This window comes from Sphingomonas sp. P3_C5 (genome assembly GCF_056402635.1).
On the sequence record NZ_JBFUHA010000016.1, the window covers coordinates 55,486 to 81,477 of the forward strand.

At 64.1% G+C, this 25,992-nt stretch carries 26 protein-coding genes; 10 read left to right on the forward strand and 16 right to left on the reverse strand.

Translation table 11 applies throughout. The features are described 5' to 3' along the window. Positions 1-46 precede the first annotated feature (46 nt). The 4 genes from AC1DVS_RS25600 (at position 47) to AC1DVS_RS25615 (ending at position 3,491) form a co-directional block, all read left to right on the forward strand. Positions 47-475: a hypothetical protein gene (locus AC1DVS_RS25600; protein WP_478027327.1), complete on the forward strand. Its 429-nt coding sequence runs from the start codon at positions 47-49 to the stop codon at positions 473-475. A 437-nt stretch (positions 476-912) separates the two neighbouring features. Next, positions 913-1,476: a DUF4291 domain-containing protein gene (locus tag AC1DVS_RS25605; RefSeq protein WP_478027328.1), complete on the forward strand. Its 564-nt coding sequence runs from the start codon at positions 913-915 to the stop codon at positions 1,474-1,476. A 118-nt stretch (positions 1,477-1,594) separates the two neighbouring features. Continuing rightward, entirely contained in the window at positions 1,595-2,668 is a 1,074-nt protein-coding gene (locus tag AC1DVS_RS25610) for a COG3904 family protein (RefSeq protein WP_478027329.1), read from the forward strand. Between the two features lie 103 nt (positions 2,669-2,771). Beyond that, positions 2,772-3,491, forward strand: coding sequence for a DNA alkylation repair protein (locus AC1DVS_RS25615; protein ID WP_478027330.1), 720 nt, complete (start codon positions 2,772-2,774; stop codon positions 3,489-3,491). Here AC1DVS_RS25615 and AC1DVS_RS25620 read toward each other — a convergent pair. Then, positions 3,477-3,902 (reverse strand): hypothetical protein, encoded by a 426-nt coding sequence (locus AC1DVS_RS25620; RefSeq protein WP_478027331.1) that lies wholly within the window; start codon positions 3,900-3,902, stop codon positions 3,477-3,479. The genes AC1DVS_RS25615 and AC1DVS_RS25620 overlap by 15 nt on opposite strands. Before the next feature lie 469 nt (positions 3,903-4,371). Between AC1DVS_RS25620 and AC1DVS_RS25625 the strand changes: the two genes are divergently transcribed. Continuing rightward, positions 4,372-5,043 (forward strand): DUF4893 domain-containing protein, encoded by a 672-nt coding sequence (locus AC1DVS_RS25625; RefSeq protein ID WP_478027332.1) that lies wholly within the window; start codon positions 4,372-4,374, stop codon positions 5,041-5,043. 17 nt (positions 5,044-5,060) lie between these two features. Here the strand turns inward: AC1DVS_RS25625 and AC1DVS_RS25630 are convergent, their stop codons facing one another. After that, the gene (locus tag AC1DVS_RS25630; protein WP_478027333.1) at positions 5,061-5,492 is read right to left on the reverse strand and encodes a hypothetical protein; all 432 of its coding nucleotides are present in this window, start codon (positions 5,490-5,492) and stop codon (positions 5,061-5,063) included. A gap of 49 nt (positions 5,493-5,541) precedes the next feature. After that, positions 5,542-6,423, reverse strand: a complete 882-nt coding sequence (locus AC1DVS_RS25635; RefSeq protein ID WP_478027334.1) for an alpha/beta hydrolase family protein — start codon at positions 6,421-6,423, stop codon at positions 5,542-5,544. 315 nt (positions 6,424-6,738) lie between these two features. On the opposite strand from AC1DVS_RS25635, the gene AC1DVS_RS25640 reads away from it, so the two are divergent. Beyond that, positions 6,739-7,047 carry an excalibur calcium-binding domain-containing protein gene (locus AC1DVS_RS25640; protein WP_478027335.1) on the forward strand — a complete coding sequence of 103 codons (309 nt, stop codon included), beginning with the start codon at positions 6,739-6,741 and terminating at the stop codon, positions 7,045-7,047. A 25-nt stretch (positions 7,048-7,072) separates the two neighbouring features. Here the strand turns inward: AC1DVS_RS25640 and AC1DVS_RS25645 are convergent, their stop codons facing one another. Both AC1DVS_RS25645 and AC1DVS_RS25650 read right to left on the reverse strand, forming a co-directional pair. After that, entirely contained in the window at positions 7,073-7,375 is a 303-nt protein-coding gene (locus tag AC1DVS_RS25645) for a hypothetical protein (protein ID WP_478027336.1), read from the reverse strand. Further along, on the reverse strand, positions 7,368-8,051 hold the full coding sequence (locus AC1DVS_RS25650) for a YkgJ family cysteine cluster protein (RefSeq protein ID WP_478027337.1): 684 nt from the start codon (positions 8,049-8,051) through the stop codon (positions 7,368-7,370). Before AC1DVS_RS25650 ends, AC1DVS_RS25645 begins: the two co-directional genes overlap by 8 nt. Positions 8,052-8,437: 386 nt before the next feature. Here AC1DVS_RS25650 and AC1DVS_RS25655 point away from each other — a divergent pair, with 386 nt between their 5' ends. After that, a complete protein-coding gene (locus tag AC1DVS_RS25655) occupies positions 8,438-10,375 on the forward strand; it encodes a hypothetical protein (RefSeq protein ID WP_478027338.1) in 1,938 nt (645 codons plus the stop codon). Position 10,376: 1 nt separating this feature from the next. Here AC1DVS_RS25655 and AC1DVS_RS25660 read toward each other — a convergent pair whose 3' ends face one another. The 5 genes from AC1DVS_RS25660 to AC1DVS_RS25680 all read right to left on the reverse strand — a co-directional run bounded on the left by AC1DVS_RS25660 (position 10,377) and on the right by AC1DVS_RS25680 (position 17,186). Beyond that, positions 10,377-10,811 carry a hypothetical protein gene (locus tag AC1DVS_RS25660; protein WP_478027339.1) on the reverse strand — a complete coding sequence of 145 codons (435 nt, stop codon included), beginning with the start codon at positions 10,809-10,811 and terminating at the stop codon, positions 10,377-10,379. 12 nt (positions 10,812-10,823) lie between these two features. Continuing rightward, positions 10,824-11,126 carry a hypothetical protein gene (locus AC1DVS_RS25665; RefSeq protein WP_478027340.1) on the reverse strand — a complete coding sequence of 101 codons (303 nt, stop codon included), beginning with the start codon at positions 11,124-11,126 and terminating at the stop codon, positions 10,824-10,826. Between the two features lie 184 nt (positions 11,127-11,310). After that, positions 11,311-12,498, reverse strand: a complete 1,188-nt coding sequence (tuf, locus tag AC1DVS_RS25670) for an elongation factor Tu (protein ID WP_478027363.1) — start codon at positions 12,496-12,498, stop codon at positions 11,311-11,313. Positions 12,499-13,150: 652 nt separating this feature from the next. Further along, positions 13,151-15,205 (reverse strand): elongation factor G, encoded by a 2,055-nt coding sequence (fusA, locus tag AC1DVS_RS25675; protein WP_478027341.1) that lies wholly within the window; start codon positions 15,203-15,205, stop codon positions 13,151-13,153. 382 nt (positions 15,206-15,587) lie between these two features. Then, the gene (locus AC1DVS_RS25680; RefSeq protein WP_478027342.1) at positions 15,588-17,186 is read right to left on the reverse strand and encodes an ABC-F family ATP-binding cassette domain-containing protein; all 1,599 of its coding nucleotides are present in this window, start codon (positions 17,184-17,186) and stop codon (positions 15,588-15,590) included. Positions 17,187-17,331: 145 nt separating this feature from the next. Here AC1DVS_RS25680 and AC1DVS_RS25685 point away from each other — a divergent pair, with 145 nt between their 5' ends. After that, the gene (locus tag AC1DVS_RS25685) at positions 17,332-18,417 is read left to right on the forward strand and encodes a glycosyltransferase (protein ID WP_478027343.1); all 1,086 of its coding nucleotides are present in this window, start codon (positions 17,332-17,334) and stop codon (positions 18,415-18,417) included. 42 nt (positions 18,418-18,459) lie between these two features. On the opposite strand, the gene AC1DVS_RS25690 is transcribed toward AC1DVS_RS25685, so the two are convergent. The 6 genes from AC1DVS_RS25690 to AC1DVS_RS25715 all read right to left on the reverse strand — a co-directional run bounded on the left by AC1DVS_RS25690 (position 18,460) and on the right by AC1DVS_RS25715 (position 24,402). After that, positions 18,460-20,514, reverse strand: coding sequence for a putative bifunctional diguanylate cyclase/phosphodiesterase (locus AC1DVS_RS25690; RefSeq protein ID WP_478027344.1), 2,055 nt, complete (start codon positions 20,512-20,514; stop codon positions 18,460-18,462). 145 nt (positions 20,515-20,659) lie between these two features. Next, positions 20,660-20,881 (reverse strand): hypothetical protein, encoded by a 222-nt coding sequence (locus AC1DVS_RS25695; protein WP_478027345.1) that lies wholly within the window; start codon positions 20,879-20,881, stop codon positions 20,660-20,662. 146 nt (positions 20,882-21,027) lie between these two features. Then, positions 21,028-21,420 (reverse strand): lysozyme inhibitor LprI family protein, encoded by a 393-nt coding sequence (locus tag AC1DVS_RS25700; RefSeq protein ID WP_478027346.1) that lies wholly within the window; start codon positions 21,418-21,420, stop codon positions 21,028-21,030. 24 nt (positions 21,421-21,444) lie between these two features. Next, the gene (gene dxs / locus AC1DVS_RS25705; RefSeq protein WP_478027347.1) at positions 21,445-23,370 is read right to left on the reverse strand and encodes a 1-deoxy-D-xylulose-5-phosphate synthase; all 1,926 of its coding nucleotides are present in this window, start codon (positions 23,368-23,370) and stop codon (positions 21,445-21,447) included. A 108-nt stretch (positions 23,371-23,478) separates the two neighbouring features. Then, the gene (locus AC1DVS_RS25710) at positions 23,479-23,940 is read right to left on the reverse strand and encodes a Fur family transcriptional regulator (RefSeq protein WP_478027348.1); all 462 of its coding nucleotides are present in this window, start codon (positions 23,938-23,940) and stop codon (positions 23,479-23,481) included. 54 nt (positions 23,941-23,994) lie between these two features. Next, positions 23,995-24,402, reverse strand: coding sequence for a MerC domain-containing protein (locus AC1DVS_RS25715; RefSeq protein WP_478027349.1), 408 nt, complete (start codon positions 24,400-24,402; stop codon positions 23,995-23,997). Between the two features lie 130 nt (positions 24,403-24,532). Here AC1DVS_RS25715 and AC1DVS_RS25720 point away from each other — a divergent pair, with 130 nt between their 5' ends. Further along, complete coding sequence (locus AC1DVS_RS25720; protein WP_478027350.1) at positions 24,533-25,570, forward strand: COX15/CtaA family protein; 1,038 nt, start codon at positions 24,533-24,535, stop codon at positions 25,568-25,570. Continuing rightward, positions 25,567-25,884, forward strand: coding sequence for a divalent-cation tolerance protein CutA (cutA, locus tag AC1DVS_RS25725; protein WP_478027351.1), 318 nt, complete (start codon positions 25,567-25,569; stop codon positions 25,882-25,884). The genes AC1DVS_RS25720 and cutA overlap by 4 nt, the downstream gene beginning before the upstream one ends. The last annotated feature ends 108 nt before the right edge of the window (positions 25,885-25,992 follow it).

The window sequence follows — 25,992 nt, forward strand, 5'->3', positions numbered from 1 at the left end:
TTTCTCCGCGATCGACGTGCTGGCAGCGAAAAGTCCTGGAACCCACATGACCCAGCCACCTGACATCGAAATGATCGATTGCGCCTGGCTGGCGTGCGACACATTCGGCCGCCTCGCTGTTCTCATCACCGCAGGGTGCGGCCCGGTCCCTACGGCGGTGTTCGAGGGCCCGGTCGACATATCCGACATCGAACGACGGCTTCACGAGCTATCCTCCAACGGAACCGCCCGGCTGACGGTTTCATATCCGAACGTGTCGAGCTTCACCGCCCTCGCCGAGCGCGGTCTGTTCGTGTTCGACTGGTCCGACATCCATAAAGTCAGCGCCAAGGAGACAAACACCTATGAGCTCATGGCGACGCCCTCGGCCCCTCGCCACCTGGCGGACCTCGCGGACGATCTCCGTCGCACCGCCGAACGGATCAGGCTGGATGTCGACCTGATGCAAACGGAATGGCTGACGATCGAGCCGTAGTGAAAGGCACGTGTACTCGATTGGCCAGAATTTCAGGCCTATCCGACACCTATTACCGACGCCGAGATAGATCGCCGCTTTCCCTGTTCAGGGCCAATAACAGGGAAAGAACAGGGAAGATTTTTATTTATCGCTCGATTTTGTCACTTTTCGGCAGTTTTTCGAGTAAAATTACGAAGCTTTTTCAAAACATTACCACGCCCCTTCCCTGTTATTTTCATAACAGGGAAGATGTTGGAAATAACAGGGAAGGAAGAAGCGCGAGGCTTCGACCGTCATGTGAAAGAGCAAAGCGGACGGTTTTCACCCGCCCGGTTTGCACAATGCGATGTATCGGACTGGGGTTGAATCAAATCGCCAAGGCTCGAGCGACCAGCCCGCCTTCCCCCACGCCAAACATGGACCCGCGAGCCGATCGCCGATAAAGCACCCGCGAAATGACCAATATTCCCGAGCGCGAAATCCGCGCCGTCCATGACGACCAGACCATCCGCGTGTACCAGGCCTATAGCGACCAGATCGCCAACGCCGCGCTTGCCAATAGTACCTTCGTATCACCACCGTTCAGCATGAGCCGGATGACGTGGATCAAACCTTCCTTCCTCTGGATGATGTACCGCGCCGGCTGGGGCTATAAGGATGCCGGACAGTCGCGCATCCTCGCGCTCGACATCAGCCGCGAAGGTTTCGAGTGGGCGCTTGCGCATAGCTGCCCCAGCCATCCCGAGCCCGGCATGTCCCGTGACGATTGGGATGCCGTCAAAAATGCCTCGCCGGTTCGCGTGCAATGGGACCCTGAGCGCGATCTCCATCACAATCCCCTGCCGCATCGCGCGATCCAGATCGGCCTCGGTCCGGAGGCAGTCCGTCTCTATGTCGCGGAGTGGATCAAGCGCGTCACCGATGTGACCCCGCTCGCCCATGCCATCTGTGCGATGGTGCGGGAGGGCCGCCTTGATGAGGCGCGCGCTGCCTTGCCAGTCGAGACGCCCTACCGCTGACCCGGGGAGCTCCGTTCAGGGACGGCATCTTCACCGCCGGGCATCTCGACCATCTCTCCATTTGACAGCCGCCGCCGAGCCGAAACAGGATGCCCGGATATCGAGGGGGGCGCCTACCATGAACAGGACCATCAAGTTCAGGCATTTGGCGAGGCTCCTGCTCTGCCTCACGCTCCTGGCCACGATCCAGCCCGCAACTGCCCGCCCCGCCGATCCCTCAATGACCTTCAAGCTCGGCCACCGCGCGCCATCGGGCCTGTCGAAACTGGCGCGCACCAGCGATCAGACGATCTGGGCCTCGGGCGAGATCACCGACGGCACGACCGAACGCTTCCTCGCCTTCATCGCCGCGAACAGGATCAGCAGGGGCCGGATCTATCTGGATTCGCCGGGCGGCTCGGTCATCGAGGGCCTGGCGTTGGGCAGGGCGATCCGCAAATTGCACCTGAACACCGATGTCGGCGCCGAGAGCGACACCGATGCCGGGACCAACTCCATGTGCATGAGCGCGTGCGTCTATGTCTATGCCGGCGGGGTTGGACGGTTCCTCGATTCAACCAGCGGTCCGCTCGGCGTCCACCAATTTTACGGCAATCGAAAAAAAGAGAATCCCGGCGACATCCAGATTCTGAGCGGCATGATCGTCGAATATCTCGTCTCGGTGGGTGTCGATCCCCAGGTCTTCAGCCTGTCTTCGCTGATCGACCACAAGGGGATAGCGGTGCTGACCCTTGATGACGCGGTTGAATTCAACCTCGCCAATCAAGGCGCGGCCCCGACCACGGCCGAGTTCCGCATGGCCCAGCAGCATGCGGGCCTGATGCTGCAGCAGAATCGGTACGATCTCACCCTTCGGGCCTTCTTCGTCTGCCTCAACAGTCATCTGGTGATGGCCGCCTCGATCCTCGACACGCCTGAGCGGGTTCGGGAGGAAGGCAGGACGATGACCGGCAGCTATGTCGAGATCGATCATGTGCCCCTGCTGCGCCAGAGCGAGATCGAACCGCTCAGCGCCAAAGGTGACGGCTTCATGGTGACGCGCCGCCTGCCCCCCGATATCGCCGCCCGCCTGCTCAAGGCCGATCAGCTAGGGCTGTGGATATCGAAGAGCGGTTCATCCCGCTGGGGCGGGCCGATGGATCTGCGGCCGGTGCGCAACCAGCTCAGCGACTTCATCCAGGATTGCAAATGACGGTATCACCATATCCGACCGCGTGCGCGGCCTCGCGCAATGCCATCAAGCCGTGACCATAGTGGGAAAGCGGCAATCCCATTACGGGGTTCAATAGCGTCCGGTGGCGATCAAGGCGAAGAGCCCCCACAAAGCGGCCGGCAAGACTTCACCCGGTGCGACCGTCGGTGCCGTCCTGACGGCGCTGGAGGCGCACGCTTCGCAGAAGATTCGCGACGAGATGGCGCCGCGCTACGGCATCGTCACCGAACAGGCCTTTGGCGTGCCGATGGCAAAGATGCTCGCAATGGCCAAAGAGCTGGGCCCCAATCACGACCTCGCGGCCGCCTTGTGGGATAGCGGCTGGTACGAGGCGCGCATGGTCGCGTGCATGATCGAAGACCCCGCATGCGTCACGCCGGCGCAGATGGATGCGTGGCGACGCGACTTCGACAATTGGGGCATCTGCGACACGGTCTGCTTCAAATTGTTCGACCGCACACCTTATGTGTTCGCCAAGGTCGCTGAGTGGTCCGACCTGAACGACGAGTTCGGCAAGCGCGCAGCGTTCGCCCTCCTGGCCAGCGCAGCGCTGCACGGCAAAGGGGTCGAGGCGGATTATCTCGGCGCGTTGCCGCTGGTCGCGCGCGCGGCGAGTGACGATCGCAATTTCGTCAAGAAAGGCGTGAGCTGGGCGTTGCGGGCGATGGGGGAAAAGGGCAGCCCGACAGTCAAGGCCGCGGCGGTCGCTTTGGCCGGGAATCTGGCGGCATCCAGCCACGCGACCGAAAGGTGGATCGGCAAGGACGCGCTCAAATCGTTCGAGCGATCAGCCCGAGTATAAATAGGCCGCCAGACGCGCACGCGGCATCACCAATATCATGCCCTCCCGGTTGCTGGTCAGCGCATAGTAATTCCCGGGGCTTCGCAGTGCCTTTCCGATCTCACGGATGTGGAACGCGCTGTTATGTTCATCGGCGCAATCGCCGAGAGCTCCCGGCGCGAAAAGCGCGTTCCCGGGCACGCCATATGCCGGAGCCTGGCCCGGCACCGGCGTCTCCAACCATGGTCCATAAGGATTGCGGGGATTCTCGTTTCTCGGCTTTGCGATCGTCGCGAAGAAGGTCAATCCGGTGTCGGATATCTGCTGCGCCTTCACCTCCGACAGATGATAGACGCTTGCCACGCACGCTTCCCGAAAAAAGCCCGATGAACTCGATGCGAGGATGCGGTCTATGCCGATATCCGCAGGCATGTCTCCCCGGTTGCCGCAGGATGACAGAGCAAGACTGGCTGTTGCCAACGCCCAGACCCCGGCGAGGCGCCATATTCCGTGACGCCACCGTATCGAGAATCCGTCCATGTCGTCCCCTGCTCGCTATCCGACAAGCGCCTCCCCCATGGATCGATATGGCTCCAGGATGAAGTGGAGCTTTTATGAGATTTCGGTGGAGACCCCGCACCGGCGGCACCACCGAGGCAGCGCGGCGGCATAGGCAAGTCGCCGCTGTTTGAGCCGCCACGACGCTTTCAATGCGGTCGAATCGATCGCCAAACTCGGAACGGCTGAAATCGGCGCCGCTCTGTCGCGTTCCGCCCGGTTATCCGCTCAGGCTTGACCTATATTGTGGCGACATCGCCTGCGAACAGTACCGAATCGAGATAGGTGCCAATTTGCCAAGCCGGATCCGCTGACGGGGCCGGCCCTCCCGGGGGGAAGATCATTGCGCCGCGCCGCTCGCCCGCTTGCCTTGTGCCTGCTCGCCGCTGCGATCGGCGGGTGTGTCACCACCAGCCGGCACCACCCGATTGCCACCGTCGAAGTCCCGGACGATCCGGGCCGGGCCTGGAAGGAGCGGATCGACTCAGCCGATGCCGCCCGGCTCGACACCCTGCCCGCGCGCTGGACGGCCGCGCTTGCCGCCGCGAAGCCTCGGTTCCCGACCACGCTGGCTCGGGAGGGGGTGCTGCTCGATCCGACCCGGGCATTGCGATATCCCGCGCTGCCGCCCGGCTCCTATCAGTGCCGCGTCGTGAAGCTAGGCGCATCCGGGCCGCACCAGCCGGCCTGGCGCAGCTTTCCGCCCGGCTTCTGCTTCGTCGGCAATGAAGGCGATGCGCAGTCCTTCACCAAGCAGACCGGCAGCGAACGCCCGGCGGGCTGGCTCTATCCGGATGGCGGCGCCCGCATGGTGTTTCTTGGCGCTTTTGCTGCAGGGAGTGCGAGCGCGCCGGTCTATGGCGCAGACCATGGCCGCAACGCGGTGGGCGTGGTGGAGCGCATCGGCTATTTCCGCTGGCGGCTGACCCTTGTGCCGGCCGACGGGTCGGCGCAGCTTACCGTCTATGATCTGAGCCCGGTGCCGGTCGAGGGGCAGTTGACTGAGACGGAATAGGGCCGAGGCCGCAGCGGTCAGTCGTTTCGATCGCTGCGGAGACGCGCGTGATCCAGTATCTGCGCCGCGCTTAGCGCCCATCCGGCAAGATCGTCAGGCACCCATGAAACCATGTCCTTGTCGAGGCCGAGCATCGCCAGCGCGCGGTCCAGCATGGCCGTATGACCCATCGCCACCGCCTCGCCGCCGTCGATCGTGATCACCGTCGCGGCCAAGGGGTTGGCCGCAACGTGAGAAACCTGCTCGCTGATCAGCGTCGGCGATATGGATGGACCAAGTGCGAAGCCGCGAGCAGGGCCAAGGCCGTCTTCTTCCCAGCATTCGACCTCGAGCCCAAGCCGCGCCGCGAGATCGTCCACGCGACAGGTGAGCGTCGCCAGCGGCAAATCCAGCCCACTGGGGAATTTAAAATCGTGGAGTTGGATGAGATCAGCAGTCATATCGCGCATTCACGCCATCAACCGGATCAGCTGCGGACAGCGGCGCTGTCGCCCGCCCTCAATGTCCCAATCCGCCCAGCCACCTGATGATCTCGCTCTCCAGCCTGATGCGCCGGTCGGACCAGCTATGGTCAGTCGCGACATGCACGGTCGACAGCTTCCTCCCGCCGGCCGCTTTCACTGCGGCGACAAGCCGGTCGGCTTCCGGCGCGAGGCCGTCGTCCGAGGTCAGCACGAACAAATTGGTGCCGGCAAGTCGCGGCCCGGCCTTCACGAAATCCCAGGCATCGGCATGGGCGATCGCCTCGTCCGCCATGATCGCGCCGCTCGTATCCGCCAGTGCCTCAAGGCCGTTCTCGGTGAAGGCGGCGGTGGCCGCGGCACGCGGCATATGGCCGAGAAAGCCGATATTGCCCGGCGAGATCATCGCGCCCCCGAGCAGCGCCGGATCATGCGCTGCCGTCATCGCCGTCACCCAGCCGCCAAGGCTGTGCCCGACCATTGCAATCCGTTTCGGATCGATCCCGAGGCTGGTCGCATTCGCCGGGGTGCGAAGCCAGGCGAGCACTGCATCCGCATCCTCGAGATCATTGGCGAAGCGATAGCTGCCCGGGCTGCCCCAGGAGCCACGATAGTTGAAGGTGATGACTGTCCACCCGGCGCGGCGGATCGCCTGGGCGAGATCGAGATTCTTCTCATTGCCCGGCAGGCCGTGACATAGCAGGACCACCGGATGCGGCCCCGCCCCCGCCGCGACATAGGCAAGGCCGTTGATCGCCACGCCGCCGCTCGGAATATGCAGCACCTCCATCCGCGCGGGATGCGCGGCATCGTGCACCGGATCGGTGGAGATCGCCGCCGGCACCTCCTGCGCCGCTGCCGCCTGGCACCCGAGCGGAACGGCAAGCGCTGCCGCAGCAGCCATGATCCAGACTTTCATCGCCTTTTCCCCTTCATGACCGGATAGACCTCCGATATTTTGGCGTATCTTATTGATATAGCGTATTATTTATATCTTCTGGCAAATCTCGAAAATGTCAGCGCCTCGCATGACATTTCCAACATCGCTCGTGATTCAAACTCCTCCCCCATACCGCTATCGAGGCTGTCCCGGCGGGGCCCGCGCGCCGCTTGTTTCTCATCGTCGGAACCAGAACGCCATCCGGAATCGGATCCGGCTTCATCAGACACCGGAATGGTGCAATCCCCGCGATACAGTCACTTTTTCTCAACCAGCCGTCCGCACTCTCCTTTGATGGATCGGCCCTTCCTCATCCTGGTCGGCGTGAGTTCAGTGGCGACCTTTGGCGGCGTCCTGCTCCTCACGGCACCCGCCGCGCCCGGGCATCCGGCAGCGCCTGCATCATCAAGCCCAGCGAGGTCAGCCGCATCCGTAGCCGCCGCGGCAGCAGCGCTGGAAACGAGCGTCCATTACGCCGGCTGCAACGAAGTGCGTGCTTTGGGCAAGGCGCCGCTCTATCGCGGCCAGCCCGGCTATCGCATCGGGATGGACGGGGACAATGACGGCATCGCCTGCGAGCCACACCGCATCGACGATGACTGAGGGGGCATAATCCCCCGCCCGTCGCTTATGGCTGCGGCGCCAGCTTCACCTGATTGCTCTGCATCTTGAGCTGCTGGCTTTTGAACTGCTGGCTCTTCAGCTGTTGGCTTTTCAGCTGCTCGCTCTTCAGCTGTTCGCTCTTCCACTGCTCGCTCTTATACTGCTGGCTCGACGGCTGGTTGAGGCCGATCAGCACACCCTGAGTGCCCTGGGGGCCAGGCGCGACCGGCGCATATTGCGCATCCGCCGGCGCCGACACGCCGAGTGACAGGCCAAGCATCGAGATCGCGGCGGTCAGCGCGGCCGCCTTTTTGCTATCGTCAGACATGATCGTCTCCTGAGGGTTCACACACTGATTGCCCGTCCAGAATATCGACCAGAATTTCGAGATGCAGGCGCATCCGTTCTTCCGGAAGTTCGGGCTCCTTCATGCCCCGCGCGCCGCACCATGCGGCGAGCTGGCTGTCGATATCGAGCAGGTCTTCCAGCCTGCTTTCTTCAAGCGCCCCCTCCCCAATCCCGCCCCTCTCGATCCCTGACGCGCCAGCAATGAGGCTTGCCCGCGCGCGGCAATACCAGTCGAAATAGGCGTCGGCCGCAGCGATGAACGGCGCGGCGCCCTGCGCCTCGACGAAATCGGCGACCACGCCCGCCTCGCCGAATTCGCCATGTGCCCAGCTCGGATCCACTCGCACGAAATGCACGGCGCCACCTGACTCGATCACCCGCCCAAGCGGGAACAACCGACATACGAGCGGGCGGTCGCCATGGATGCTGCAACCATAGTCGCCGAGGAAAATACAGCGATCCTCGGCGTCCTGACGCAGCACGCTGTCGACTGTGAACCGGTCCCGCGCTTCGGCGGTGGAAACGCCCCGCGCCTGGGCTATCCGCGCAACCTCATAGGGATTCACCTGGATGCGTTTGCCCGTGCAGCAGCGATTGCACCGCGTGCAGCGATAGCTGAAGGGCGTCGCAGGCCCCAGAGTTTGGGCAGGCTCCATCGCCGCTGGAATACCGCTCGGCGCCAAGCCCGTATTGGCTCAATGCGACATGGCGAAAACGCAAGACGCCGCCGGTTTTCCGGCGACATCCTCGGCGCAGGCGGTCCGGAGCGAGCAGCGTTTTATCCATCTATCACATTGTTTAATAACGCTAAAATCACGTTTCGCCAAAATGGAAAGATGTCAGCACCCGCATGACATTTCCAACAGCGACGATCGACAAGGGCGCATGTTGCCACCCGCCAAGGCCGCGCTGGCCAACCGGCGCCCCCACGCGTCGGGTCGATTCAACCCGGTCAGCACACTCGCTACACCGCACCACGGATGGCGCCCCCCGCCGCGATGCCCTACGATAATCCGCCCCAAGCCGGCCCGGAGAACCGACCATGCCCCCAATAGCCGGGAAACCCGGCCAGCCGGTCAATCTCCATGATTTCGGCGCAATCGGCGATGGCTTGCCGGCCAACAGCAAGGCCAACTCAGCCGCGCTCAATGCATTCGGGGTCTGGGCGCGCGCTGAATCGGCCGCCGGGCGCGCGGTGCATGTGGTGGCGCCGCCGGGGGTCTATCATTTTGAATATCCCCTCGCCGAACATTGCTTCAAGGGCATCAGGACGCTCGTTTTCTCAGGTCCCGGCGCGACCTTCCTGCAGACCGCGCCCGGTGGCTGGCCATGGCCGATGAGCGGCAACGCCCTGTTCTTCATGAACAGGAGCAATCCCCTGACCGACGGCGCGAAGAGGGGCGCCACCAGGATCACCGCGCAAACGCCGGCCGAGCTTGCCCAATATGCCCCGGGCGAGATGGTGATGATTGCCGGGCTGGATGTGCAATATGGCGGCTATCCGCCCAACCTCTATTGCTTCGATTTCGTGATGATCAAGGCGATCGATCACGCCACGGGCGCAATGAGCTTCGATCCGCCGCTCACTCATGACTATCGGGCGGATTTCCCAGCCTATCCGATCCAGAACCACTGGAACGGATCGCGCCTCTACAAGCTCGATCGCGACGGCTTCACCTGGAATGTCGACCACAGCTTCCACGGGCTCGAGATTCGCCACGAGACCGAGCGGCTGGGCAATTACATCCAGGCACAGGGGCGCAAGGTCACGTTCCGCGACTGCGTCGTCCCCGGGTTTTCGGAGAGCGTCTGCGAGGAATTCCTCGCTGAACGCTGCGTCGAGCGCAGCTATACCGAGCCCGACAAGCTGGTGAAGAAATCCGTCCGCAGGGGTGGCGAGATGCAGGCCGGCTATGGCCTGCAAAGCGCCAGCGTCGATGTGGCCATTGCCGAGAATTGCAAGATCAGCCTCGTCGCGGTCGGCGGAAAGGCGTTGAGGCTGGTCGACTGCGATATCGGCAGCATCGGTTATGGCGGGCTGTTCGGCTTTTGCGATTCAGTGCGGTTCGAAAATTGCCGGATCGCGTCAGCGCCCTTCTGCTACCCCTATATGACGGGCGCCCGCTATAATTTCATCGACGGCGTCAACGCCACTTATGCCGATGGCGTGTTCACGATTCTCAAAAACGACCTGTTCAGCATCCAGACCGGCGGCGGGTTCACGAACTGGAACATGATACCGGGCATGACGCTGGAGTTCTGTCGCGGCAAGCCGGGCGATGTCAGCACCGGCGGATCGCACCTCGGCGGCGATGCGGGGGCCGGGCTGGTTGTCTCGGTCGAGGACCGGCCAGACGCCATCGCGATCCACACCACGCTGAAGGCAGCGCGCGTGCCCGCCTGGTCTTCAGGCCAGGTCTTCGTCAAGCGCCGCAACGCGCCGGTCTTCGCCAATTGCACCGGCAATGAAACAGTCCGCGTCGCGTCCGATGCCGAGCGCGCGGGGGCCCGGTTTGGCGAATATTTCCGCTATCTCTTTACCGCCGAGACGATCACCCAGGGCCTGATGCTCTATGGCCGGGTGGGCAAGCTGAAGCGGCTGCGCGCGAATGTCATCAAGCCGATGGCGGGCATCAAGGATGCAAAGATCACGCTGGGCGAAATGGCGGCCTATCGCGCGAGCACGATGGATAATCCGCGCCTGTTGCAGGTCGAGATCGACCTGACGATCGCTGGCAGGCGCGATTTCACGCTGAGCGGCGCGCGCGGTGCGGTCGGCAGTGATCGCATCCTGTATGACGGGTTGCCCCGGGATCGCCTGCCGGAGGATGTCTGGTGCGATGAAGGCATGCCCTATTTCTACTGCACCGGCGCGCCGTTCCTGAGCAATCCCGGCGCGGCCCCGGTTATCGAGCTGATCTATGAATTCGATGTCGGGGTGCTTGCTGAGACCAATGTGATGCGGCCGGGCGCCGGGTAGGTCAGCGGGTCCCCGGCAGCGTTGCGGCCTGAGTCAGTTCCGTCAGTTCGGGCGGCACCAGGGTCAGCACCTGCGGGCAGCGGAAGCAGATGCTGTCGCCATTCTCCTCATGCCAGCGGCAGGTCGCGCGGATCTGGCAAGAGGGCAAGGCCGATACCACAGGCGCCAGTTGTGCCGCGATGCGCTCCCCAAGCCCGCAGCGCCCGCCCTCGAACTGAGCGCAGCGCGAACTCTCGCAGCGCGCCGAGAAGCGGAAGACGCGGGTCGGATCGAGATCGCCGAGTTCCGCCATCATCTCCGGCGTCACTTCGGCATCCCGCTTCAGATAGGCGATCCGCGGCTCCTGAGCCGTCCCAGAGACGATGCCGAAGGCGTGCGCGTCCACCATGTCCGGCTGGGCGCTCGGGCACGAAAGCGGCGGATCGGCACCGTCCATGGAGAAGCTAGCCTAGAGTTCCCGGGTGTCGGGAAGCGACGGCAGCTGGATGAAGCCGGCAAGCGTCTCGCCGCGGATCGTCAGCACCGCCGGGTTGGCCTTGATGCCGACCTGATCGAGATGCTTCACCACGGAATTGGAGAACGCAGTCGCCTTGGCGGGATCCTGGATTATAAGTCCGGCGATCTGCCACTTGGCCACCAGTGGACCTGTGGCACCGGCATTGTCGCCAGCGGCCACGATCGCCTTTCTCAGCGCATCAGGCAATTCGTGAAGCGAAATCATTCCCGCCTTGTTCTCTGGCTGATTGTTCATAAACGCCTCCATCCCTGAATTGGATCGCCGGCAAGCTCGCCTTCGATTGGACGGGAGTCAACGAGACCTTGGCCGATACTGCCGATATGGTTCTTTCTCGTGCCTTATGGTGTTCGCCGCTCGTGAAAAAGCCCGGCCCCGGGACGGCATCCCGGGGCCGGGAGTATTGGACGACACGCGCTTTTCAGTCGGTGACCTCAGTCACCACACCCGCGCCGACGGTCTTGCCGCCTTCACGGATCGCGAAGCGCACGCCCGGCTCGATCCCGACCGGCTTGTTCAGCGCAAAGCTGATCTCGGCCTGGTCGCCGGGCGACACCAAAGCGCCGTTATCGATCTCGATAACGCCGGTCACATTGGTCACGCCGAAGAAGAATTGCGGGCGATAGCCGCTCGCAAACGGCGTGTGACGGCCGCCTTCCTCGCCGGACAGGACGAAGATCTGCGCCCTGCCCATGGTACGCGCCTTGATCGCGCCAGGCGCACTCAGCACCTGGCCACGCTCGACATCATCGCGCTTCAGCCCGCGGAGCAACAGCCCCACATTCATGCCGGCCCGCKCCTCCGGAATGTCCTTCCGGAAAGCCTGGGTACCCGTCACGATGACCTCGGCGCCATCATTGTCGAGACCGACGATCTCAACCGCGTTGCCGATCTTGAGCGTACCGCGCTCCACCCGCCCGGACACAACGGTGCCGCGGCCGGGAATGGTGTGCACGCCCTCGATCGGCATCAGGAACGGGCTGTCATAATCCCGAACCGGGTCCGGGATATGCGCATCCAGCGCCTGCACGAGATCGATGACCGCCTGCGCATCAGCGCCTTCCGGCTCGCCCCGCTCCACCGCATCGGCCGCGCGCAAGGCGCTGCCGAAGATGAAGGGGGAATCCGGATAGCCCTGCGAGGCCAGCAACTCGCTGGTCTCGAGCTGGATCAACGCCATCATGTCGTCGCGGTCGGCCGCATCGAGCATGTCCATCTTGTTCACGAACACGACGATGTGGCGGACATTCACCTGCCGCGCGAGCAGGATGTGCTCGATCGTCTGCTTCGCCGCGCCCTTGGTGGCATCGACGAGTAGGATCGCCCCATCCATCTGCGAGGCGCCGGTGATCATGTTCTTCACATAATCGGCGTGCCCGGGGCAGTCGATGTGCGCATAGTGCCGGCTCTCCGATTCATATTCGACATGACTGGTGTTGATGGTGATGCCGCGCGCCTTCTCCTCGGGCGCCTTGTCGATCTGGTCGAACGACAGGGCCTTGCCGCCAAGCCGCGCCGCCTGAACCCGCGTGATCGCGGAGGTCAGCGTGGTCTTGCCGTGATCGACATGGCCGATCGTGCCGACATTCACATGGATCTTGTTCATCATCGTCTTCACTCACTCTTTAAAGCGCCGTCGAACCCGGTTGGCCAGACCGGGCCCGAACGGCCATTGGCATTGGCGCGCCAATTCGGTGGTGGGCATCCGCAAGAGATGCGGGCGCCCGAAAAGCAAAAGGCCCGCCGGGCGGAAACCCGGCGAGCCTTTGAGAACTCGGTGCCCGGATGTCCGTCAGGGGACCCGGGCTGGAACTGCCCGGTATGTCAGGGTGCGAAACGCCGTGCGGCGACTGAACACAGCTCTGCGGCGCACGCGCCGAGGGCGCACGCGTTCAGGGCAGCATTGATCGTCAGCAAAAGCACCATCGCTTCGCTCCTTTAAAGATTGGCGCAAGCAAAGCATGCGCACAAGAAAAACCCCGGAAGGCGGTGGCCATCCAGGGTCTTGCAACGCAGGGGAGGCCAACGCCTCCTGAGAACAAGAGACGGGTCAGATGTCGATAGAATATAGCGATTCGACGCCGGCTACTGCCGTCGTATTGATCGCTTTCCTACTGAATTCTAATCCCGACACGATTTTGCTCCTCGAATAGTGCTGAGGCCGGTAGCACCACGCAACTGCGATTACAAGACAGCTAGTCGGAACGATGTCGATGGGAGGCCAAAGGGATGCGCAGCTTACGCCACGCATCCCTCCGTGCTCAACCAGCGGCACCCAGCGCCTTGCCCCACAGGCCTTGCGGCAGCGAGGCGTAGCGCGCGAACGCCATGGCGAAGCTCGCCCGGCCCTGCGACAGCGACCGGAGCGCGCTCACATAGTTGAACATCTCAGCGAGCGGTGCCTCGGCGATCACCTCATGCACCTGCCCCATCGCAACAGCCGCGAGCAGCTGTCCGCGCCGGCTCTGCAGATCGCCGATCACGCTACCGAGATAGTCTCCCGGTGTCGTGACGACGACGCGCATCATCGGCTCGAGCAGGACCGGCTCCGCTTGCGCAAAGCCGATCTTGAAGGCCTGCCGCGTGGCGTTCTCGAAGGCGAGACCGGACGAGTCCTTCTCGTGAGAAGCCCCGTCCAGCAGAGTCGCCTTCAGTCCGATCACGGGATAGCCGCCCGGCCCGCCATCCAGCAGCGCCTGTGCCAGCGCCTTTTCGATCGACGGCACATAGTCTTTCGGAACAGCACCGCCGACGATCTGGTTGACGAACACCAGGCCCGTTTCGCCCTCCGCCAGCGGCTCGAAGGCAAGACGCACCCGCGCCATCTGGCCTGGACCACCGGTCTGCTTGCGCAGCAGGTGATCCACTTCGACAGGACGCGACAGCGCCGCGCGATAGGCAACCCGCGGCGCGCCGATCACCGCCTCGACACCGAAATCCTCTTTCAGCGTTTCGACGACGATCTGCAGGTGCAGCTCGCCCATCCCCTTCACCAGCGTCTCACCGGTCTCGCCATCGACCATGACGCGTAGCGACGGATCGCCCCGCGCCATCCAGGCTAGCCCCTGGCCGAGCTTCTCCTGATCCTGCGCTGTGAGCGGCTGGATCACCGCTTCGATCACAGGCTCCGGGATGACGAAGCCGCTCAATATGATCGGTCGCGTCGGATCGCTCAGCGTATCGCCGGCTCCGACCGACTTCAGCCCAACCACCGCGACAACGTCGCCGGCAATCGCCTCGCCGATGTCAGTCTGGACATCGGCATGCATGCGGAGCAGCCGCCCGATCCGCTCAGTCTTGCCCGTCGCCGCGATGGCGACTGACATGCCCAGAGTCATCCGACCAGCATAGACCCGCACATAGGCAAGCGGCCCGTGCCGGCTCGGCTGCACCTTGGAGACAAGGGCAGTGAGCGGCTCCGTCGGATCGGCGAAGCGCCGTTCCGTCTCGCCCGAGCGAGGATCGACGCCCTCCACCGGCGGCCGGTCCTCCGGCGCCGGGGCGAACGCGACGATCGCATCGAGCAAGGGCTGCACGCCCATGTTCCGATAGGCCGAACCACACAGCACAGGCGTGAGCCTGCCTGCGAGACAGGCTCGCCGGATCGCCGCCTGAAGCGCCGTCACCGACAAGCCAGACCCGTCGATCCAGGCCGCCATGACCGTTTCGTCGGCCTCGGCGAGCGCCTCGATCATCCGTGCACGTGCCGCCTCGGCCGCCGCCTGCATCGCTGCAGGGATGGCGGCCTCGGTCGGAGCAGAGTCGCCGCTGTCCCAGCACTTCGCATGCATCGAGACGAGATCGACCACGCCGGCGAACTCAGCCTCGGCGCCGATCGGCAGTTGCACCGCCAACGGCGTCGCACCGAGCCGATCAGCGATCATTTCGATCACGCGGCCGAAATCGGCGCCGACCTGGTCCATCTTGTTGATGAAGCACAGGCGCGGCACGCCGAACCGGTTGGCCTGGCGCCATACGGTTTCCGATTGCGGCTCGACGCCGGCGACAGCGGAGAACACCGCCACCGCCCCGTCAAGCACGCGCAAGGACCGCTCGACCTCGATGGTGAAATCGACATGGCCCGGCGTATCGATGATGGTGATCGCCGTGCCCTGCCAGTCGCACGAGGCCGCCGCTGCCGAGATCGTGATCCCATGCCGCTTCTCGAGCGGATGGGAGTCGGTCTCGGTGCTGCCGTCATGGACGTCGCCGATCTTGTGGATGCGGCCGCTGTTGAACAGGATGCGTTCAGTCAATGTGGTCTTGCCGGCGTCCACATGCGCCATGATGCCGATATTGCGGAGTTTGCGGGTCATGATTGGTCTCGCGAATTAGGTGCTGCAAAAGCGAGTCCGGGTCGGCAGGGCGCGCGCCATTGGCCCGCTTTCGAAGACCGAAAGCAGGCGGCGCACAGTCATGGCGAAAGCACGTGCCTCCGCTTCAGACGATGTCGATTGTCGAACTCGAATAAGGGGATGCCGGCGGACAGGGCCCGCGGGACATCGAGAGGGAGGCGCGCTCAGCGCACCTCGACGGACGCGCTAGCGGGACTCCCGGTTCTGGCTATCGTCCGTCATGTTACAACCTCGAAATAGTGCCGCACCGCGCGGCGGGCGAGCGGCTATAGGCGCCGCGTTGCCTTGTCAATGAAATCCGAAACTGCCCCGGGCGCGATCAAATGCAAATCCCTCGGGCGATTCACCGTTGCCCCATGGCGGCGGCATCCAGCTCAACCCGCCGCGTCACGCCGATATTCTCCAGGAACGCCGCATCGTGACTCACCACCAGGAGCGCCCCATCATAGGCTCGCAAGCCCGCCTCCACCGCCTCGATCGAGTCGATGTCGAGATGGTTGGTCGGTTCGTCGAGGATCAGCAGCGAGGGCGGCGTCGCACCGCCCAGCACACAGGCAAGGCCCGCGCGCAGCAACTGGCCGCCGCTGAGCGTGCCCACGATCTGCAACGCCGCATCGGCGCGGAACATGAACCGGGCGAGCGCGGCGCGGCATGCATTCTCGTCCGCCTGCGGGTTGATCCGCCGGAAATTGTCGCGGATCGAAAGTGTCGGATCGAGCAGGCTTACCTGCTGGTCGAGCATGGCATGATCGGCGATGACGCGCACTGCTCCCTCCCACGGCTCCAGCCTACCGGTGATCAGCGCGAGCAGCGTCGTCTTGCCCGATCCATTGGGGCCGGTGATGGCGACCCGCTCCGGTCCAGTCATTGCAAAGCAGAGCCTCTGGATGATCAGCCGGCCGGGCTCATAGCCGGCGGCGACCGCGTCCAGCGTCAGCACCGTGCGACCAGGCGGCAGGCCGGTCGAGGGAATGACGACGGACAGGGGCTCCAGGACTTCGATCCGTTCGCGCGCCGCCGCGGCCGCGTCGAGCGCGTCCGTGCGCCGGCTTTCCGCCAGCCTTGCATTCGCGCCGCTCGTGCCCTCGCTCCGGTTCTTCATCATACCGAGCATGATGCGGGGCATATCGCCCTTGGCTGCCTTGCGCCGCCCTGCCTTGTCGGTCCGCGCCTTGCGCTCGGCGGTCGTCTGGGCGCTACGGGCGCCTTCGGCGACGCGCCGCTCGGCGTCGGCCAGATCATGCTCGGCCGCGGCGAGCTCTGTCGCCTTGCGCGCGCGATAGGCGCTCCAGTTGCCGCCATAGCGAGTGGCGCCGAGCGACGTCAGCTCGACGATCGCGTCCATCGTATCGAGCAACTCGCGATCATGGCTCACCACGATCGCCCCTGCCCGCCACCCGGCAAGCAGCTCGATCACCGCACCGCGCCCCTCGCGATCGAGATTATTGGTCGGCTCGTCGAGCAGCAGGAAGTCGGGTTCGGCGAACACGAGGGCCGCGAGGCTCGCGCGGGTGCGTTGCCCGCCGGAGAGCGCCACGAGCCGCGTGTCCATAGCCGCGTCCAGTCCCGTCCGCGCGAGCGCGCCGGCCACTCGCGCCTCGAGCGTCCAGTCGGCGGCCGCCAGTTCCTCGGCGGTCGCGTCGCCGACTTCAGCGCGGTGCAGGATGGCCAGCGCCTCGCGCGCACCGAACAGATCAGCGACCGTCTCTTCCGGGTTCACCTGTACGGTCTGGCGCAATACGCCGAGGCTGCCGCTGACGGAGACTCGCCCCGATAGCGGTGTCAGCTCGCCCGTGATGAGCTTGAGCAAACTGGTCTTGCCGACGCCGTTGCGGCCGACCAGCCCGGCGCGTTCGGCGCCGAAGCTCAGTTCGAGTTGCGAAAAAAGGCTACGCCCGTCAGGCGTTGACCATGAAAGCGCTGAAAGATGTATGGCGGGCACGGGCGGGAACCTCCCTGGAAACAAGACAAATCGGCTTCGTTGTCCGGGTGGAGTCCATGGCGGCGTGCATCCTGTCGGTATTGCTGACGCGGCGCTGTCTAGGCTTGAAGGATGCGCGGCTCAAGCCGAGCAAGCTTCACGCGCGATGAGCCGCACCGATCCCGCGAGAATCCTGCTGGTCACCTTGATGGATCCGGACGCCCCGCCCGGAGGCAGGGAACTCCTGTCGCGGCTGAATGCGCGGGCATTGCGGACGCTGTTTGGCGATGGTTTGCAGGTGCACCAGTTGAAGGCACCCGGTGCGCGGCTGAGCGACGCCTTGGGCGGGCAACTCTATGGGCTCGATCGGCAGGAAATAGCGCGGATCGTTGCGCGCGTGGGCGAGATATCCGCCAGCCAGGTGTTCGTGGACGGCTCGAATCTCGGCCGGGTCGTTGCGCCGATCAAGCGCGCGTGCCCCGATGTTCGGGTGGTGACCTTCTTCCATAATGTCGAGGCGCGGTTCTTCCTGGGCGCCGCCCGCACCAAGCGGACCGCGCTTTCGCTTGGCCTTCTGGCGGCGAATTACGCCGCCGAGCGCGAGGCGGTGCGGTATAGCGACGTGATCGTCTGTCTCTCCACCCGTGATGGAGAGGGGTTGCGCCGGCTCTATGGTCGCGGCGCCCATTACATATCGCCGCTCGCGCTGGACGACGTGCTTCCCGCTTCCCGCCGGACGAGCGCAGCGGACCCTTATCTGCTGTTCGTTGGAGGAGCCTTTTACGCAAATCTGGCTGGCATCAGGTGGTTCGCGCATGAGGTGGCACCGCAATCGCCACTGCCGATCGCGATCGTCGGGCGCGGCATGGAAATCCTGCGACAGGAATTCGGCGGATCATCCAATGTCCGGATTATCGGCCAGGCCGACGATCTCGCGCAATGGTATCGAGACGCCTGTTGTGTCGTAGCACCGGTCTTCGATGGTTCAGGCATGAAGACCAAGATCGCCGAGGCGCTGATGTTCGGCAAACGCGTCATCGGCACCACCGAGGCTTTTTCAGGCTATGGGCGCGACGTCGTATCAGTCGGATGGCAGGCGGAGACCGCTTCTGAGTTTCTGGCAGCCATAAAGGAGGCAATAAAGGCCGATCTCCCCGATTTCGATCCCGCGGCGCGCGCGATGTATGAGGCGTCCTACTCCTTCGCCGCCGCGACGCATCGCATGGCGGAGATCATGCGGGTCGGATCATGACTGACGGCCCCGCGCGTCCGCCCGTGCCTGCCTGTACAGGCGTCAGCCCGCCTTCAAGATCGGCACGCCATCCGCCTCGTCCGTCAGCGGCAGGTGGCCAGTCGCCGTCAAAAGCCCTGGACGGCCGAGCAGGAACCCTTGGGCTTCGTCGCAGCCTTCCTCCACCAGCACCGCGAGTTGCCGGGCGGTTTCGATTCCCTCGGCCAGGACCGGAATCGACAGGCTCTTGCCGAGCGCGAGCACGGCCCGGATGATCGCAGTCGCCTGCGGGCTGGTTTCGAGCTCGGACGCGAACACCTGATCGAGCTTGATCTTGTCGAAGGGAAAGGCGCGCAGCGTCTCAAGCGACGAATAGCCGGTGCCGAAATCATCGAGCGCCACACAGACGCCGAGTGCCTTGATCTGGCGCAGGACGTGAAGGGCGCGGGGGCGATCAGCCATGATCGCGGTTTCTGTCAGCTCGATCTCGAGGCGGCGCGGCGGAAGGCCGGTCTCGATCATGATCTGGTGGAACAGGCGCGGCAGATCGGGATGGGCCAGCTGTACTGCCGACACGTTCACCGCCACCTTCGCCTGATGGTCCCACCCCATCGCGTCGGCACAGGCGCGCCGCATCACCCATTCGCCGAGCTGCAGGATCAGCCCGTTTTCCTCGGCCATCGGGATGAAGAAGGATGGCTGGATAGCGCCGCGCTCGGGATGATTCCAGCGCACAAGCGCTTCATATCCCGTCACCGCACGGGTCATGACCGACGCCTGGACCTGATAATGGACTTCGAGCCGGTCCTCTTCGATCGCCTTGCGAAGATCGTTCGCGAGTTCGCGCCGATCGCGGATCGCCTCGTCGAGTTCAGCGTCGTAGAAACATGGCGCCATCGAACCCTGGCTCTTGGCGCGGTACATTGCGAGATCGGCGTTGCTCGTGAGCGCGCCGGCGTTGGCGGCGTCGTGCGGGAAAACCGCCACCCCCAAGCTCGCGCCTACCCGGGCTTCGAACGCGCCGATCTTCAGCGGCGCCTTGAGCACTGCGTCGAGCCGGGCAGCGATCGAGTGCAGCCGGGCGCGATCCTCGAAGCGCGTGATGGCCACGAACTCGTCACCGCCCAGGCGCGCCACGAACTCGTCTCGCCCCAACTCGTTCCGCATCCGCTGCGCCAGGATGACCAGGACGTCGTCACCGGCCTTGTGGCCGTGAACGTCATTGATGTCCTTGAAGCGATCGAGGTCGATGGCGACGACGCCGAGCTGTGTACCGGTCGCGAGTGCCAGATTGATCTGGCGGGCCAGCTCGCTCTGGAACCATACGCGGTTCGGCAAGCCGGTGAGCGCATCATTCATCGCCATATGATGCAGGCGCTCCATCGCGTCCGAACGGGTCTGGCGATCGATGAACGCGGCGGAAACGCCGGCCGCGATCACGATCAGCCCGACAAGCGCAGTTGCAAGCGCAAGGCTGCTCATGTCATCGGGATTGCGCGTGGCCTCGCTGAAGGCGAGTGGGACGACATGCAGCGCCGTCATCGCCACAAAATGCAGCGTCGCGATCGCGGTGACGAGCAGCCCGGTCCCGATCAGAACACGGTGCCGGCTCTCCTTGCCCGCAAGCACCATGAGTGCGGCGGCGGAAAAGACGATCGCGCACAGGATCGAGGCGACGACATAGGGCCACCGCCAGGTGACGATGCCGTCGATGCGATAGGCCTCCATCCCCATGAAGTGCATGCCCGAAATGGCGCCTCCGACGATCGCTCCGCCGAGGATGGGAAACGGCCTAGCAGGGCCGCGGGTCGCGACCGTGAAACCGGCAAAGGTTCCGATGACGGCCACCATCAGCGATACGATCGTGAGCACCGGATCGAGGTGGACCGGCACCCTTGCCTTGAACGCAATCATGGCGACGAAGTGGGTACACCATATCGTTGCGCCGGAGCCGACCGATGTCAGGAAAATCCAGCCGAAGCGTTGCAACCCCATCGTACCGCGCGCGCGCTCGAACATCTGTGCGACAGCGAAGGCTCCGACGCAGCAAATGAAGACGGCGAGCAAGACCAGCCACGGGTCATGGTCAACAGCAATACACAGAGCGATGTCGATCATCGGCAGGCTCCCGTACCATGCGCTGTTGCTTCGGCGAGTTGCCTAGCTTTCGGCTTCCCTAAGCTCCGGTCGTTATCGGAGCGTAAAGGTCGTGAAGCATATTTTCGGCGCCCGGCTCGGCCCCCGGCCATCTCAGCGCTTCGTCTCAGGACGCGGCGCCAGCCGGCGTCACCGCCGCCTCGACCCCGCTATCGGCGAGGCCGCTCATCAACCGATCAAAGTCCCGTCGGTCGCTGCTGCGCGCGCCTTGTGCGATCACGAGGCCTGCGATCACGCCCAGCCCTATCGCCAGGGGAAGATACCGCAACGGCCGGCGCGGCTCCGGTTCGGGCAGCGGCCGCGTGTCCCAATTCTGCGCCTGCTTCATGTCCGCCCTTCACGCATGCGAGACGGTGTTGCACCGCCTCGGTCATCCCGGACGAGAGCTTAAGCGGGCATTGGTAACCGATACGCTAAAACTTGCAGGGCCGCCGCAAAGAAATCCGAGCTATTCTCACGACTTCTGCGCATCAATCAGTCCGAGCCGACACTCTTCAATTGCTCGATTCGGTCCGTCAGGACCCGGGCTCGGCAGGCGTAGAAGCTGATCACCTGCCCCTCGCGGCCGAATGCGCTGGTGGTGTAATAAGCCGTGCAGCTTTTTTCTTTGAAGGCAATCCAGAGCCTTTGTTCTTCGAGCAGCGCGGGCTTGGCCTCGCCCGGGAAGCCCGGATAGACGCTCTTCCAGGTGGCGTTGAGCGAGGCCTCGAGCCGGTCGATCATGGCCACGCCGCACGTGGCATAATCGGGATTGGTCACTGCCTTCGCCGCGCATCTATCGTAGAGCGGATCGGCATGCGCGGGCATCGCGACCAGCGAGGCCGCGGCAAAGGCGGCCGCCAACATTAGCTTTGCGATTGGCGACACGGCTGTTCCCCTGATGTGGCGCGGTTACGCCCGCGCTTCCTCGAAGACACCGCTCGAGTTGTGGCGGAGTGCCTTGAGCACGGTTTCGACGATGGCATCGGCATCGAGGCCCGCTTCGGCATATTGCAGCTCGGGCTTGTCCTGGTCCTGGAAGGTGTCGGGCAGGCGCATCGTGCGGAGCTTGAGGCCTGCGTCGATGAGGCCAGTGTCGCTCGCAAGCGTCAGCACATGCGCACCAAGACCCCCGACCGAACCTTCCTCGATCGTGACCGCAACCTCATGGGTGGTCAGCAGCTTGCGGATCAACTCCCCGTCCAAGGGCTTTGCGAACCTGAGGTCGGCAACAGTCGTGGAGAGCCCGCGCGCATCGAGCGCATCAGCTGCCTTTAGTGCCTCGCCAAGCCTGGTGCCGAGCGAGAAGATCGCAACCTTCTTGCCCTCACGTACGATCCGGCCCTTGCCGATCTCGAGCCGCTCTGGCGTTGCCGGGAGGGCAACGCCGGTGCCGTTGCCGCGCGGATATCGGACCGCGATCGGCCCTGTGTCATGAAGCGCGGCGGTGTGGGTCATATGGACCAGCTCAGCCTCATCAGCCGCTGCCATCACCACGAAGTTCGGGAGTGTGGCGAGATAGGTCACATCGAAGCTGCCGGCATGGGTCGCCCCATCAGCACCCACCAGTCCTGCCCGGTCGATCGCGAACCTGACGGGGAGGTTCTGGATCGCGACATCATGCACGACCTGATCATAGGCACGCTGCAGGAAGGTCGAGTAGATCGCGCAGAAGGGCCGCATGCCCTGTGCCGCCAAGCCTGCCGCAAAGGTGACGGCATGCTGCTCGGCAATGCCGACATCGAAGAAGCGCTCAGGGTAGGCGCTCGCGAACTTGTCGAGGCCGGTGCCTGACGGCATGGCCGCCGTGATCGCGCAGATCGTCGGGTCGTTGGCGGCTTCGGCCACCAGCTGGGCGCCGAACACATTCTGATATTGCGGCGGGCCCGGCGGTGCCTTGCTCTGCACGCCGGTGATCACATCGAACTTCTGCACGCCGTGATATTTGTCGGCAGCAGCTTCCGCCGGCGCATAGCCCTTGCCCTTCTTGGTCACGACATGGACCAGGATCGGGCCTTCTTCCGCATCACGCACATTCTCGAGCACCGGGATTAGCTGGTCGAGATTATGCCCGTCGATCGGGCCCACATAATAAAAGCCGAGCTCCTCGAACAAGGTGCCGCCCATCGCCATGCCGCGGGCGAACTCGTCGGTCTTTCTCGCCGCTGAATGCAGCGGCCGCGGTAGCTTCTTCGCCAGCCGGCGGGCCAGATCGCGAAGCCCCAGGAACTCACGGCTCGAGACGATCCGCGACAGATAGGCAGACAAGCTCCCGACCGGCGGCGCGATCGACATGTCATTGTCGTTCAGGATCACCACCAGCCTGTTACCGGCGGCCTCGGCATTGTTCATCGCCTCATAGGCCATGCCAGCCGACATCGCCCCGTCACCGATCACCGCGATGGCCTTGCCGGGCTTGCCCGCGATCTTGTTGGCAACCGCAAAGCCAAGCGCGGCCGAGATGGAGGTCGACGAGTGCGCTGCCCCGAAGGGATCATATTCACTCTCGCTCCGCTTGGTGAAGCCGGAGAGGCCACCGCCGGTACGCAGCGTCCGGATCCGGTCGCGTCTGCCGGTCAGGATCTTGTGCGGATAGCATTGGTGTCCGACGTCCCACACCAGACGATCAGCCGGCGTGTCGAACACATAATGGATCGCCGTCGTCAGCTCGACCACGCCAAGCCCCGAGCCGAGATGACCGCCCGTCACCCCGACCGCCGCAATCGTCTCGGCGCGCAACTCGTCTGCCAGTTGCCGCAAATCGCTCGCCGCAAGCGCCCGCAAATCCGCAGGAACATGCACTGTGTCGAGCAAGGGTGTTTTGGGAACTTCTGCCATCATCTTCACCTAGCCGAGACCTCCGGGGGTGTCGATTGCTGCGCGCGGGGAGCATTTTTTCAGCGCCCGTTCTGCACCGATTCTCGATGCAGGTGTTGCGCTAGCGCCTCACTCGCAATCCGCGCATTTGCCGCGCACCTCGATCACCGGCCGCACCGGCGAGAAGCCCGCCGCCTCGGCAGCTGAACGTACGCCTTTGGTGATGCTGTCATTGTCGAGGTGAGTCGTCTGGCCGCACGAGTCGCAGACCAGGAAGATGCAGTCATGCAGGCAATCGGGATGCGCGTTGGCGATATAGGCGTTCGAGCTCTCGACCCGCCGCGCGAGATTGGCGCCGACGAACAGATCGAGGATGCGGTACACGCTGTTGGCCGCGACTCGTCGCCCGGCCGACTTGGAGACGGCTTCGGCGATATCATAAGCCGAAGCAGGTTTGTCGAATCCGGCAAGTGCCTCGAAAATCTGGGCGCGCATCGCCGTCCATTGTTCGCCCGATTTCTCGAGCGTTGTTCGCGCGGCAACCGAAAGCTCGGCGCCCTGCGGTTCGTGATGGTGATGATGTGCGGCCATGGTGGCAATTTAGGCGCTGCCAGCCTTCCCGGCAAGGCGCCGACTCAAAGCACCTCAGTTGGCGGCGCGGCGGTTCAGATCATGGCCGAGCGCGAGGACCGCAACCCCAAGCAAAGTCCAGATCGTCTCGGTGCCGCCGTCATGCGGCAGCCCCATCGCCCCCGCCATGATGCCGAGCCCGAACGAGCCGACGACCGCGGGGATCATATAGCCATGCGTATAGGCACCGCGCCACAGCGCCGCGGCGCCGAAGCCGATCGCGATCATCAGGCCGACTTCGTGGAACAGCGGGTTGAGCAACAGCCCACCGGCCGACGCGGCCAGCGCGATCAGAATCGAGCTTGCGACGCAGTGCACGACGCACAGACCCGACAGGCCGATCGCGAATCGATCGAATCGCTGCTCGATCCACATGAAAGTGGGCGAGTGAGTATGGGCATGTGCGGTCATTGCGAGAGCCATGTGGCACAGGTCGGAGGGAGTTACAATATATCATCGGTGATTTTTTTGGAACGAGATTGGCTGTTTGCGCGGCGCAATCGTCCCCATAATCCGAATCGACGCGCTCGATGCTCAGCGCTAGGGACCGCCAATGCTTCAGGCCTCATCGTTAGCCCATCCTTCGCGACCCCGTGCGCTCGCCATCTGGCTGTTCTCTGTCGCCGGCCTGATCGTCGCGATGGTCATTGTCGGCGGTATCACCCGACTGACCGAGTCGGGCCTGTCGATCACCGAGTGGAAGCCGATCAGCGGCATCATTCCACCGCTTAGTGAGGCAGCGTGGCAGGCCGAATTCGCCCACTATAAGCGCATTCCCGAATATACCCAGATCAATCGCGGTATGACGCTTGCCGGGTTCAAGCACATCTTCTTCTGGGAATATTCGCACCGGCTGCTCGGGCGGCTGATCGGCATGGCCTTTGCCATCCCGCTGCTGTGGTTCGCGGTGTGGCGGCGGATTCCCCCCGGCTATGCCTGGCGGCTGGTGGCGTTGCTCGCGCTCGGCGGGCTGCAGGGCGCGATCGGCTGGTGGATGGTTTCATCCGGCCTCGCTGTGCGCACCGATGTCAGCCATGTCCGGCTTGCCGTTCACCTGATAACGGCGCTTGTACTGCTCTCGGGCCTGGTGTGGACTGCGCTCGATCTGCGCAGCCTGGCGGAGAGCCGGCTCGCCAGACCCGCAGCCCTGCGCCCGCTTGCCCTGATCGCGCTCGCCTTGCTGTTCAGCCAGATCATGTTCGGCGCGTTCACCGCCGGGCTCAACGCAGGCTATGCCTTTTCGAGCTGGCCGCTGATGGGCGACAGCTTCTTCCCAGCCGGCGTGCCGATGGTCAGCCCGGCATGGCGCAACGCAGTCGACAATCCAGTGGTCGTCCAGTTCATCCACCGCTGGTTCGCCTTTATCGCGGCGGCTGGGCTGGTTCTGCTCGCACGCCGATCGATCCGGTCGGGCGGCATCGTCGCGGGGCGGGTACTGATCGCACTACTCGTACTGCAGATCCTCCTCGGCATCTCGACCCTGATGAGCGGCGTCGCGATCGGCATTGCGGTCGCGCACCAGGCCAATGCGGCGCTGACGCTGATCGCGGCCACCTTCGCCGCGCACGCGATCGGCCGCAATCCGGCATGAGCAAGATCCTGCTGGTCCGCACCACCGTCGGCGATGCGGCGAGCGCGGACCGCCTTGCGCGCCGGATTGTCGAGGAGCGGCTCGCCGCCTGCGCGACCTTCGCCGCCGCCCGCTCGGTCTATCGCTGGCTCGGCAAGATCGAGACCAATGACGAGACCGAGATCCTGTTCAAGACGACACTCGATCGTGCCGCCTCACTCACCGCCCGGATCACCGCGCTGCACAGCTATGAGTTGCCGGTAATCGAGGCCTGGGAGGCTGAGGTCGACCCCGTCGTTGCCGACTGGATCTATGGCGCAACCGGGGATTTATAGGCCTTTCAACGCGACGGTATCATAATACCCGTCAGGAAACCCGCGAAAAGCTTGACTTTCAGCCCGCCTGCGAACATTAGCCCGCCATCAGCGCCGTCCCAGCAGGGG

Coding starts and splice junctions, on each gene's coding strand:
- AC1DVS_RS25635 (WP_478027334.1), bottom strand. CDS start 6,423: ATGAAAGTCTGGATCATGGCTGCTGCGGCAGCGCTTGCCGTTCCGCTC.
- AC1DVS_RS25710 (WP_478027348.1), bottom strand. CDS start 23,940: ATGGCCGCACATCATCACCATCACGAACCGCAGGGCGCCGAGCTTTCG.
- AC1DVS_RS25660 (WP_478027339.1), bottom strand. CDS start 10,811: ATGGACGGTGCCGATCCGCCGCTTTCGTGCCCGAGCGCCCAGCCGGAC.
- cutA (WP_478027351.1), top strand. CDS start 25,567: ATGAGCAAGATCCTGCTGGTCCGCACCACCGTCGGCGATGCGGCGAGC.
- AC1DVS_RS25605 (WP_478027328.1), top strand. CDS start 913: ATGACCAATATTCCCGAGCGCGAAATCCGCGCCGTCCATGACGACCAG.
- AC1DVS_RS25690 (WP_478027344.1), bottom strand. CDS start 20,514: ATGATCGACATCGCTCTGTGTATTGCTGTTGACCATGACCCGTGGCTG.
- dxs (WP_478027347.1), bottom strand. CDS start 23,370: ATGGCAGAAGTTCCCAAAACACCCTTGCTCGACACAGTGCATGTTCCT.
- AC1DVS_RS25665 (WP_478027340.1), bottom strand. CDS start 11,126: ATGAACAATCAGCCAGAGAACAAGGCGGGAATGATTTCGCTTCACGAA.
- AC1DVS_RS25610 (WP_478027329.1), top strand. CDS start 1,595: ATGAACAGGACCATCAAGTTCAGGCATTTGGCGAGGCTCCTGCTCTGC.
- AC1DVS_RS25695 (WP_478027345.1), bottom strand. CDS start 20,881: ATGAAGCAGGCGCAGAATTGGGACACGCGGCCGCTGCCCGAACCGGAG.
- AC1DVS_RS25655 (WP_478027338.1), top strand. CDS start 8,438: ATGCCCCCAATAGCCGGGAAACCCGGCCAGCCGGTCAATCTCCATGAT.
- AC1DVS_RS25640 (WP_478027335.1), top strand. CDS start 6,739: ATGGATCGGCCCTTCCTCATCCTGGTCGGCGTGAGTTCAGTGGCGACC.
- AC1DVS_RS25650 (WP_478027337.1), bottom strand. CDS start 8,051: ATGGAGCCTGCCCAAACTCTGGGGCCTGCGACGCCCTTCAGCTATCGC.
- AC1DVS_RS25720 (WP_478027350.1), top strand. CDS start 24,533: ATGCTTCAGGCCTCATCGTTAGCCCATCCTTCGCGACCCCGTGCGCTC.
- AC1DVS_RS25600 (WP_478027327.1), top strand. CDS start 47: ATGACCCAGCCACCTGACATCGAAATGATCGATTGCGCCTGGCTGGCG.
- AC1DVS_RS25715 (WP_478027349.1), bottom strand. CDS start 24,402: ATGGCTCTCGCAATGACCGCACATGCCCATACTCACTCGCCCACTTTC.
- AC1DVS_RS25685 (WP_478027343.1), top strand. CDS start 17,332: ATGAGCCGCACCGATCCCGCGAGAATCCTGCTGGTCACCTTGATGGAT.
- AC1DVS_RS25620 (WP_478027331.1), bottom strand. CDS start 3,902: ATGCCTGCGGATATCGGCATAGACCGCATCCTCGCATCGAGTTCATCG.
- AC1DVS_RS25630 (WP_478027333.1), bottom strand. CDS start 5,492: ATGCGCGATATGACTGCTGATCTCATCCAACTCCACGATTTTAAATTC.
- AC1DVS_RS25645 (WP_478027336.1), bottom strand. CDS start 7,375: ATGTCTGACGATAGCAAAAAGGCGGCCGCGCTGACCGCCGCGATCTCG.
- fusA (WP_478027341.1), bottom strand. CDS start 15,205: ATGACCCGCAAACTCCGCAATATCGGCATCATGGCGCATGTGGACGCC.